Here is a 10,546-nt window from a genome sequence, read left to right as displayed (position 1 = left end):
AGATTCCCGGCCTTTTTATGATGTACTATTTTTTTAAACCCCGAATTCTTTATCTAAGTATTCAGAAACTTTAACAATAGCATTGTCAATAGTATCACTTAAAATGGTAACATATGATCCTGATTTTGCAGTTGCTATAATATATTTCAAGCAATCATTTCCATTATTATTGATAATGATTTCCATGTTTGGCTTTATTTCATGGATTCCGTCTATCAACAGATTAATTATTTCTTGTTGATCACGACCTCTCAGGTATTTCTCCTGACAGATAATGATTTTATCAAACATCTGTGCAGCAATTCGGGCAGTCTCTTTTATGTCTTCATCTCTCCTGTCGCCAGTGCCTGATATTACTCCTACATGTTCGGTTGCTTCAATGGTTTGTAAGTAGGCTTTTATTCCGTTAAAGCCATCAGGGTTATGAGCAAAATCAACCAGGATCTTGAACTCCTTAAATTTAAAGGTATTCATTCTGCCCGGTGTTTGAGCTGCCGAAGGTATAAATGTTTCTAACGACATTCTGATATCTTCGATTTTATATCCCCATAAAAATGTAGCAAGGGTAGCTGCGAGGACATTCTGGATCATAAAATCAACGCTGCCACCAAAAGTCAATGGGATGTGGGTAACCTTCTCTACCCTTATTTTCCAGTCGCCCTTCTTGATAGTGATGTACCCGTTCTCATAAATAGCGGCAATACCACCTTTTTTACAATGTTCTTTAATAACGGGATTTTTCTCGTCCATGCTAAAATAAGCGACATTGCTATCTGCATTGTTCGCGATTTTTATACAATATTTGTTATCTGCATTAAGTACGCTCCATCCGGTTCGTTTTACTGCACCGATTACTACTTCTTTTACCCTGCAAAGATCATCTAGTGTATGGATGTCGGATATTCCAAGGTGATCCTCCTGAATATTGGTAACAACACCGATGTCACACTTGTTAAATCCTAGCCCGGCTCTCAAAATACCTCCACGGGCAGTTTCTAATACCGCAAATTCTACAGTAGGGTCTCTTAAAATAAACTCTGCACTAACTGGACCAGTTGTATCGCCTTTCATGAGTTTTGTATTTTGCACGTAAATCCCATCTGATGTTGTAAAGCCAACCCTGGTTCCATTGCTTTTAACAATATGAGCGATTAATCTTGTAGTGGTAGTTTTTCCATTGGTTCCTGTAACCGCAATAATTGGAATCCTTGCGTCCTTGCCTGGCGGATATAGCATGTCAATAACAGGAGCGGCTACGTTTCTTGGTAAGCCCTCACTAGGCGCAAGGTGCATTCTGAAACCAGGAGCTGCATTTACTTCTAAAACAACCCCTCCGTTTTCTGGAAGTGGCTGGGTTAAGTTTTCGGCCATGATGTCTATACCACAAATATCTAAGCCAATTATTCTTGAAATGCGCTCACTAATAAAAACGTTTTGCGGATGAACAAGATCTGTAACATCAATTGACGTACCACCTGTACTTAAGTTTGCCGTTGATTTTAGATAAACTGTTTCACCCTGTGGAGGTATAGAATCTAATGTGTAATCCTTTTTTGCCAGTAAGTCTAAGGTATCCCTGTCGACCGTAATTTCAGTTAGGACGTTTTCATGGCCATAACCTCTTCGTGGGTCTTCATTTTCTTTGTCTATCAATTGCTGAACAGTATCTTGTCCGTTGCCGGTGATATGTGCCGGAACTCGCAGAGCAGCTGCAACCATTTTATGATCAATTACCAGTACCCTGAAATCGTATCCGGTAATAAACCGTTCAATGATTATTCTTCTTGAATAATTCTTAGCATATTCAAAAGCTTCAGTGGCCGCCTTAACAGTTTTGACATTTATAGTGGCACCTCTGCCATGATTTCCATCCAGTGGTTTAAATACCAGTGGGAAGCCTACCTTTTTTATAGCATCGGGAAGGTCCTCGATGTCTGATATGGTCACTCCTTTAGCAACTGGAATAGCAGAATCCTGTAACAGTCTCTTAGTTTCATCTTTATTGCCGGCAATATCAACCGCTATGCTGTTGGTTTTTTCCGTCATGGTAGCGCGAAAGCGAACCTGATTTTTACCATATCCCAACTGGACCAGGGAACTTTTATTTAACCTTATCCACGGGATATCTCTTGAGATTGCTTCAGCTACAATAGAACCTGTACTTGGGCCCAGTCTTTCCATTTCTCTAAGCTCACGCATGCGTTGTATATCTGTTTCCAGATCGTATTCATGGTTGTTTATTAATGCTTCAGCAATTTGAACAGAGGCTTCGGCAGCATAAATTCCTGCCTTTTCTTCAATGTAACTAAATACGACATTATAAATGCCTTCCGTTTTGGTTTGTCGGGTCCTTCCGAATCCAGTGTCCATACCTGCCAGGGTTTGAATTTCTAATGCAATATGTTCAATTACATGACCCATCCAGGTGCCTTCCTCAATCCTTGCTAAAAAACCACCTGGTTCGCCCTTGGAGCATCGATGAGTTTGCAAGGTTGGGATCAATTTTTCAATACGTTCTCTAAAACCATCGATAAGATTGGTAGGCCTCTGCTCCATTTCCCCAAGATCCAGCCTCATCTGAATCAACTTTTTTCTGTTTATCGACCAAATGTTTGGTCCACGAAGCACCTGTATGCCTAATATTTTCATTGGTATAAATTTGTTCTTTAATGATTAAATCCACCTAGCGTTAGTTCTATAACACGCTAAGCTTAAATAAGTTTGTTGTTTACTGTTGCTCTCTTTGAAGAAAATGCCCTTGGCTTTTTTACAGCATATTTTTAAAAGTATTTCGAACTTTTACCCGGATTACTTTATGCTTTAAATGGAGAGATTAAAGTATAAAAATTTTCTGAGAATTATGCAGTTGTTAATCCAATTTGTTGTGAATATATTTTATATAAATAATTTGGAAGTAAAGTTTAAATAATGAAATTGTTAATTGGGTTAAAATTGCATTACAAATCAATTTTATCTAAGTTTGGCCCTATTGGAAATATAAATATTTAAAATGACTCCGAAGGGTAAATTAATTATTATAGGGGGTGCAATAAATACCGGAAGTTTTACCGAAACTCAGTTCGGGTTGCCCCAAAATATGAACTTTTTTGAAAGGGGTATTTTAAAGAAAATCACTGTTGAATCTGTAAGAGATAGTAAATCCAGATTTGAAATCATTACCACAGCCTCCCTTATTCCAGAGAAAGTCGGAGAAGAATATATAAAGGCATTTGCACAGCTTGATGTACATGACGTTGGTGTATTAAATATTAGTAGTCGGGAACAAGCTAATTCAAATGAGAATTGCGAGAGGGTTAAGGCGGCTGATGTAATTATATTTACAGGAGGAGATCAGCTTCGCTTGTCATCCATATTTGGAGGGACATCGATTCATCAGATCTTATTAGATAAGTATCAGAATGAACCTGTAGTAATTGCGGGGACATCAGCAGGAGCTGCAGCATCTTCAAAAAATATGATCTATCAGGGAAGTTCCAAGGATGCACTTTTGAAAGGAGAGGTGAAAATTACCGGCGGACTAGGGTTTATCGATGGTGTAATTGTAGATACACATTTTGTCCAAAGAGGTAGAATCGGTCGTCTGTTATATGCTACAGCAAGTAATCCGGGGATTCTGGGTATAGGTTTAGGTGAAGATACAGGATTGTATATTTCGGAAGGAAATAAGATGGAAGCTATAGGCAGTGGAATGGTCATTTTGGTTGATGGCAGAGATATGGCCGATACCAATTTAACAGATGTTGAGATGGGGCAGCCGGTTTCTATTAAAAATATGATTGTACATGTGATGTGTGATGGAGATACCTATAACCTTACTGAGCATAAGTTGACCATTCATCACCCAAAGGTTGTTTCAACAGATTAGGATGAAAGTAATTATACATGGCGGTTTTTTTAGCGAATCTGGTACCAATCAGGAAACAAAAAAGTCAAAGCAACAAGCCTTGGCTTCTATAGTTAGCCAAGCCCATAATTATTTGAAAACACATACGGCATTAGAAACGGTAGTTTATGCCGTTAGTTTGCTTGAAGATGACCAATTGTTTAATGCAGGTTTGGGATCCCAGATACAAAGTGACGGCAAGGTGCGTTTAAGTGCATCTTTAATGGATGGTAAAACTCAAAAATTTAGTGGGGTTATCAATATTGAGGATATAAAAAATCCTATTCAGGTTTCTGAGAAATTACTCAAGTATGAAGACAGGGTATTAAGTGGTGAAGGAGCATGTGCTTTTGCCGCCAAAAACGGCTTTGACTATTTTGATCCTATTACCCCCCAAAGACAACAAGAGTACGAGGCAAAATTGAACCAGCAGGAAAGGAAAGGAACTGTAGGTTGTGTGGCATTGGACGCTGATGGCAATATTGCTGCGGCAACTTCGACAGGGGGAAAGGGCTTTGAAATCCCATGCAGAGTAAGTGACTCTGCCACTGTAGCGGGAAATTTTGCAAATCAGTTTGCTGGTATTTCTTGTACGGGTGTGGGAGAGGATATTGTTAACGTTGCTATGGCAGCAAAAATAGTTACTCGTGTAACGGATGGGTTTAGTCTGAAAGATGCTTGTGATAAATCTTTTGCAGAGTTGAAACTTATTGATGGTTTTGCAGGTGTAATAGGGATTTCATCAAAAGGAGAAATTTATCACTTAGACTCTCATCCTTATATGGTTTGGGCTGCTTTTGATGACAGGTTGCAGGTATTTCCCTAATAACACATCGCTGGTTGTGATAACGTAACAGTTATAATACTGTTTTTCTTATAGATTAACTACGCGCTAACATTAATTTTAATTTCGTGAAAGATATTTGACCTGTGACGTTGTCGCACGAAAACTTAATTATGAACGAAATTGACTCACGCAGAGACTTTTTAAAAAAGGTAGCGTTATTATCAGGCAGTACGGCCATCGCAACCATGATGCCTTCTGCAATACAAAGGGCTTTTGCTATAAATCCGGAAATAGGTAGTACCTATCTTGATGCCGAACATGTGGTTATACTAATGCAGGAGAACCGCTCCTTTGATCACTGTTTTGGAACCTTGCAGGGAGTAAGAGGGTTTAATGATCCACGCGCTGTTTACCTGCCGGATAAAAAACCTGTATGGTTGCAAACGGATGCAACTGGTAGTACCTACTCGCCATTTCGATTAAATATAAAAGATACAAAAGTTACATGGATGGGAGATCTCCCTCATTCGAGAGCTAGCCAAGTAGATGCTAATAATTTTGGGAAATATGATAAATGGCTCCCAGCAAAACGATCGGGGAATAAAGCATATGCGGATATGCCTTTAACATTAGGCTATTATACCCGTGAGGACTTACCATTTAATTATAGCATGGCCGACGCTTTTACGGTATGTGACCAGAACTTTTGCTCTGCAATGACCAGTACTACACCTAATCGTTCATTTTTTTGGACGGGCAAAATTACTCATGATGAGAATGACATTCCTAAAGCCAACATCAGAAATACAGATTTTGGTTATGGGAATATGCCATGGAGTACTTTTCCGGAACTGTTGGAAGAGAATAATATCCCCTGGAAATTTTATCAAAATGATTTAAGCTGTGGAGGTGGATTTATCGGTGAAGAAAGGTCCTGGTTGTCAAACTTCGGGTGTAATCTTTTGGAATTCTTTAAAGCTTATAATGTTAAATTCTCCGAGCGGTATATACAAAATCTACAGAAGCAAGCGGAAGAGCTTCCCGGAGAGATTAATAAATTGCAGGAAAGAACTCCATCTAGTGAAGAGGATGGGAAAAAGGCTCTTGAAAGCGTTCGAAAAAAGCAGGAAGTGTTGGATAATGCTCGTAGTGAACTTTCGAAGTGGAACAAGGAAAGTTATGAAAAGCTATCGGAGAAAGAAAAGAACCTTTACAAAAGAGCTTTTGTAATCAATTCCGGAGATCCTGATTTTCGATCTATTACCGCTTTAACCTATAATGATCAAAGCGAACAACGAAAGGTGACTGTGCCAAAAGGAGATTTGCTTCATCAATTCAGGCAAGATGTAAATACTGGAAAACTGCCGGTTGTGTCATGGCTTGCAGGACCCCAAAACTTTTCGGATCATCCAAGTGCTCCATGGTATGGGGCATGGTATGTGTCAGAGATTTTGGATATTCTAACTAAGAATCCTGAAGTTTGGAAGAAAACAATATTCATTGTTACATATGACGAAAACGATGGTTATTTTGACCATGTTCCCCCTTTTTCGATTTCAGATGCTAAATTACCAGGAACCGGAAAATGTTCTGTAGGTATAGAAACTGAGATAGAACATGTACGTTTGGAAAACGAGTTAAAACAGGGAATTCCTAAAAGTCAGGCGCGCGAAGCTCCTATAGGTTTAGGTTTTAGGGTGCCGATGGTTATTGCATCTCCCTGGACTAGAGGAGGTAAGGTGTGTTCACAGGTTTTTGACCATACTTCAACCTTACAATTTTTGGAAGGATTTGTAAATAAGAAATTCAAAAAGAATATAAAGCTTGATAATATTAGCGAATGGCGTCGGACAATTTGTGGGGATCTTACCTCTGCTTTTACTCCTTATAATGGCGATAAATTAGAAAAGATCGCTTTTCTTGACAGGAATAAAAATGTTGAAACCATATATAATGCTAAATTTAAAGGTAATCCCATAGGATTCAAAAAACTTTCGGATGCGGAGATCAGGAAAATTGAAGGCCAAAAGGCAGGAATGTTGATTCAGGAAAAAGGAATACGCTCATCTTGCGCCTTGCCTTATGAACTATATGTTGACGGAGGGCTAAGTGAGGACAAGACAGGTTTTGAGATCAATTTCATGTCTGGGAATAGGGTTTTCGATAAAAAAGCACTTGGATCTCCATTTACTGTAAGTGTCCCTGTCAAGTACAACGACGAAATAAGTAAAGATGAAATCTCCAGAAATTGGTCATTCGCTGTCTCTGCTGGAGATCATTTAAATTATAGCTGGCCTGTTAATGCATTTGAAAGTGGTGTCTATCATCTCCGCATTCATGGGCCTAATGGGTTTTATAGAGAGTTTATTGGAAACAAGAATAATCCGCAAGTAAGGTTACATGCTAATTATGAGCATAATCGACTTAATCCGGCTAAGTTGACTGGCAATATTAAACTTGATATTGTTAATAATGGAGCGACAGCTCAGACATTGATTATAATAGACAATAGTTATGGCAAAGGTCGCCAAACTAAATTAGTTGCGGCTGGCAGTAAGACGAGCATTGTTCTGGACCTTTCAAAATCTTACCATTGGTACGATATCAGTGTAAAACTACAAGGAAACGATGTTTTTGAAGAGCGGTTTGCGGGAAGAGTAGAAAGCGGTATTGAAGCTAAAACAGACCCCCTAATGGGTGGGATTGTCTAGGGTTGATAAAGATGATATAGTGTTGTTTATTACTTTTGTTATATCTTTACCATATGAACAAGAGTTGGTTAGCAATCATTTTTCTGATTATATCAAATCAAGCGATGACCCAAACCAGTCATTTTCTGCCTCAGCAGCCCCCTCAGGGAAGTGGAGCTATAAATATTGTGGTATCCAATCTGGATGAGAACGAAGGAGATACATATTTTGCTGAAGCTGAGAAAAATGAACGAAATGGAGAACTTAACGAAGCAGTAACCTTATTTGGGAAAGCGGCTTTTGAATATAATAGTGCTAAACAATTTGCCCGTTATGGTGAGGCTTTGATGAGATTAAGTAACGTTCATTATCAGTTGGCTCATTTTAGTGAAGCAGAACAAGTGGTTTTAAATGTTGCCTTAAAAAATTACTCAAAAATCGGGAGCCGAAATGGTCAAATGGAGTCTTATAGCCAGTTGGGTAGAATTTATCTGGCATTGAATAAGCCTACTCAGTCTTTATGGTTTTATACCCAGCAAGGGATATTGGCAAAGCAAATAGGTAATAGTTCCGCTTATATAGAGTCTGTGTTGGGCGCCGCGAATGTAAAAATCAGAAAAAAAGAATACACTTTAGCAACTAAAGATATTAATAGAGCTGAGCTTTTAGCAAAAGCTGCAAATACCAATGAATTCAAAAATCAGATTAAAGAGGCACGATCTATGCTCCCTGCACTAGCAGCCACTAAAACGGTAAAGAAATCATCAAAAAAGAAATAAAAATACATAATTGTAATCTTCTGTATTTGAAGGTGTTTTTAGTTTAGTTTTTTTAATAGTATTTCCATAACTTTCGTAAGTTTACAGAAAAGAGACAGTATTATTACTGTCTCTTTTCTGTTTATTTATGAAATTGGTATCATATTAGTGTGTAATTATAAAATGGATTTTAAATTAGTAAAAGAGATGTTGAAAAGAATATTATTGGTAACCTTTACCGCAGCTGTACTCGCATGTCATGCATCACCGCAACCTCAGCAAATGGTTCAGGGTGTAAGTAATATTGTGCCCGATGAAAAACAAGCCCTGGTATGCAAAGAAATAGTTACGCTTATTGAAAACTGGAATTACAAAAAAATAAAAGTTAATGATTCAATATCTTCTTTGATTTTGGATAAATATATAAAGGATCTTGATCCTTATAAGTATTACTTCTTATCATCAGACATAAAAGAGTTTGAAAAATTTAGGTTTTCTTTAGATGATGATTTTAGGAGTGGAAATCTAAATGCCCCTTTTTATATATTTAATGTTTATCTGAAAAGATATAACGAATGGCTGGCATATTCTTTAAATCAGATAAAAGCTAAGTATGATTTCAATCAAAATGATACCTATACTTTTGATCGTGAAAAAATGCCGTGGGCAACGTCTTCAACAGCTTTGAACGATATCTGGAAAAAGAAAGTAAAATATGAGCTTGTTAACCTAAGAATTGCAGGCACAACCGAAGCTAAAAATGTTGAAACCTTAACCAAGAGGTATCAGAATTTAAAGTCGCAGGCATCTAAAGTTAATAATCAGGATATATTCCAGACCATTATGGATGCCTTTACAGAGACAATAGATCCGCATACTAATTACTTTAATCCGGCCAATGCACAGGCCTTTAATGAAGACATGGCTCGCTCATTTGAAGGTATAGGAGCACGATTGCAATTGGAGAATGAGGTGCTTAAAATTTCAGAGATCATTCCTGGAGGCCCGGCTTTTAAAAGCAAACTGCTAAGTGCAGGAGATAGAATCGTTGGTGTAGCACAAGGAAATGCTGAATTTGAAGATATCATTGGATGGAGAATAGAAAACTCTGTAGCAAAAATTAAGGGTCCTAAAGGAACTAAAGTTAGATTGAAAATAATTCCTGTAGGAATGGATCTTTCTTCGAAACCGGTGATTGTTGAGTTGCTGAGGGAAAAGATTGTTATGGAAGAACAATCTGCTAAGAAAAAAGTTAAAACGATACAATCTAACGGGCAGCCATATAAGATTGGTATCATTACGGTTCCGGCATTTTATGCAGATTTCAAAGCTGCAAGAGCCGGAGATCCTAACTATAAAAGTACAACCCGTGATGTAAGATTATTAATTGATACCCTTAAAAATCGTGATAAGGTTGATGCAATAGTTATGGATCTAAGAGCCAACGGTGGAGGCTCTCTGGTAGAAGCTATTGATCTTACGGGCTTATTTATTGATAAAGGGCCTGTTGTGCAGGTTAAAGATCTTAAAGGGGGGATTGAAGTTAATGAGGATACAAATGCAGGTGCAATTTGGGAAGGACCTTTTGGTGTAATGGTTGATAGATTGAGTGCCTCTGCTTCGGAGATTTTTGCGGGTGCAATTCAAGATTATGGACGTGGAATTATCATGGGAACTCAGACTTACGGTAAGGGAACCGTACAATCTTCGATTGACATGAATCAGCTTGTAAATCCGTCGATCCTGCAAAGACTTGCTGCTTTAGTAGGTAAAAATGTAGCAGGCGGAGCTGCGGGTAAAGATGGAGTTGCTCCACCTCAACTCGGTCAGATCAATTTAACAATGGCTAAATTCTATCGTGTAACGGGTAGCAGTACACAGCATAAGGGTGTAATGCCTGATATAGTGTTCCCTTCTGTATATCCAATGGATAAAATTGGAGAAGACACTGAGAAATCAGCATTACCTTGGGATGAAGTGAAGAAATCTAATTTTATAGCAGTTGCAGATCTTAATCCTATTAAACCAGAATTGATCAAACTTCATCAGGAACGAATGGCTAAGTCTTTAGATTACAAGATACTTAACCAGGATATAGCTGACATGAAGAAAAGAGAAAAAGAGGTTTCGATAACTTTAAATGAAAGCAAACTTAAAGCAGAGCGCGACAGTCTTGAAGCTAAATCGTTAGAGAAAACAAATCTGTTGAGGGCAGAAAGAGGACTTGCTCCAATAAAGAAAGGCGCCAAAATTGCTAAGGAAGAAAGCTTTGATTTTGTTGAAGAAGAGAGTTTAAAAGTAATGCTTGATTTTATGAAGTCAGCAAATTCTAAAGATAAGAGTGTTGTTAAAACTGTAAAAGAATTCCAATAAAGGATTATTTGTAGTTTTACGAAAAGAGCCTTGA

General features: G+C 38.0%; 6 protein-coding genes. 5 read left to right on the top strand and 1 reads right to left on the bottom strand.

Annotation, left to right across the window (positions count from 1 at the left end):
- Window positions 1–33: 33 nt before the first annotated feature.
- Window positions 34–2,649, bottom strand: a complete 2,616-nt coding sequence (gene cphA / locus HQN86_RS15690) for a cyanophycin synthetase (RefSeq protein ID WP_172661849.1) — start codon at window positions 2,647–2,649, stop codon at window positions 34–36.
- A 361-nt stretch (window positions 2,650–3,010) separates the two neighbouring features.
- On the opposite strand from cphA, the gene HQN86_RS15685 reads away from it, so the two are divergent.
- From HQN86_RS15685 to HQN86_RS15665, 5 genes are all read left to right on the top strand, one after another.
- Window positions 3,011–3,886 carry a cyanophycinase gene (locus HQN86_RS15685; RefSeq protein WP_172661848.1) on the top strand — a complete coding sequence of 292 codons (876 nt, stop codon included), beginning with the start codon at window positions 3,011–3,013 and terminating at the stop codon, window positions 3,884–3,886.
- A gap of 1 nt (window position 3,887) precedes the next feature.
- The gene (locus tag HQN86_RS15680; RefSeq protein WP_172661847.1) at window positions 3,888–4,730 is read left to right on the top strand and encodes an isoaspartyl peptidase/L-asparaginase; all 843 of its coding nucleotides are present in this window, start codon (window positions 3,888–3,890) and stop codon (window positions 4,728–4,730) included.
- A gap of 140 nt (window positions 4,731–4,870) precedes the next feature.
- On the top strand, window positions 4,871–7,402 hold the full coding sequence (locus tag HQN86_RS15675) for a phosphocholine-specific phospholipase C (RefSeq protein WP_172661889.1): 2,532 nt from the start codon (window positions 4,871–4,873) through the stop codon (window positions 7,400–7,402).
- A gap of 53 nt (window positions 7,403–7,455) precedes the next feature.
- A complete protein-coding gene (locus HQN86_RS15670) occupies window positions 7,456–8,160 on the top strand; it encodes a tetratricopeptide repeat protein (RefSeq protein WP_172661846.1) in 705 nt (234 codons plus the stop codon).
- 162 nt (window positions 8,161–8,322) lie between these two features.
- Window positions 8,323–10,512 (top strand): carboxy terminal-processing peptidase, encoded by a 2,190-nt coding sequence (locus HQN86_RS15665; protein ID WP_172661845.1) that lies wholly within the window; start codon window positions 8,323–8,325, stop codon window positions 10,510–10,512.
- Window positions 10,513–10,546 lie beyond the last annotated feature (34 nt).

It is taken from the genome of Pedobacter panaciterrae, from assembly GCF_013204795.1.
Taxonomy (GTDB): domain Bacteria; phylum Bacteroidota; class Bacteroidia; order Sphingobacteriales; family Sphingobacteriaceae; genus Pedobacter; species Pedobacter panaciterrae.
Note: the sequence above shows the minus strand (reverse complement) of the source record. Positions and strands in the feature narration are given on the sequence as shown.